Origin of the sequence: Rhodovibrio sodomensis (genome assembly GCF_016583645.1) — a bacterium.
Classification (GTDB): domain Bacteria; phylum Pseudomonadota; class Alphaproteobacteria; order Kiloniellales; family Rhodovibrionaceae; genus Rhodovibrio; species Rhodovibrio sodomensis.
In genome coordinates this window covers 1-449 of record NZ_NRRL01000324.1, presented here as the reverse complement: position 1 = coordinate 449, position 449 = coordinate 1, and the positions used below count along the sequence as shown (strand labels likewise).

The 449-nt window shown below is 65.7% G+C and carries 2 protein-coding genes; one reads left to right on the top strand and one right to left on the bottom strand.

The window, feature by feature from the left end; genetic code table 11:
• On the top strand, positions 1-86 hold an 86-nt coding region (locus CKO28_RS29595; protein WP_200344841.1), incomplete at its 5' end, for an FCSD flavin-binding domain-containing protein.
• Between the two features lie 61 nt (positions 87-147).
• Here the strand turns inward: CKO28_RS29595 and CKO28_RS27995 are convergent.
• Positions 148-449 (bottom strand): cytochrome b family protein (locus CKO28_RS27995; protein WP_200344839.1); only part of this gene is annotated, 302 nt, incomplete at its 5' end.

The window sequence follows — 449 nt, the reverse complement described above, 5'->3', positions numbered from 1 at the left end:
TCGATGCCGATCGCGACCAGCGGGAGATCGAGGCCATGTATGCCCCCGGCTGGTACGAATCGATCACCGAGGATATCTTCGGCTAAGCGCCCAGCCGGGCCCGGGCGAACAGGGTCCCGCCCGGGCCCGGCGACCGGACACCCACCATCATTCATCGCGGACCGAGGACTCCCCGGAGCGATACCGCTCCACGATCTCCTGATACCAAAGCGGGCGCTCGCGGCGCAGGAATTCCAGGCTGAGATAGCCTGAGCGCATCCCCTCCAGGGCCGGCCTGTGCTCCACGGTCGAGAAGTAGATATGGGCGACCAGCGCCATGAGGATCAGGTAGACCGCAGCGGCATGCAGCAGCACAGACGTGCGGTAGAGCGCGCCGTAGACGGAGCTGTCCGGGAAGCTGAGCAGCGATGGCGCCAGAAAGAGGTAGAGCCCACTGAGCGCTATGGCCA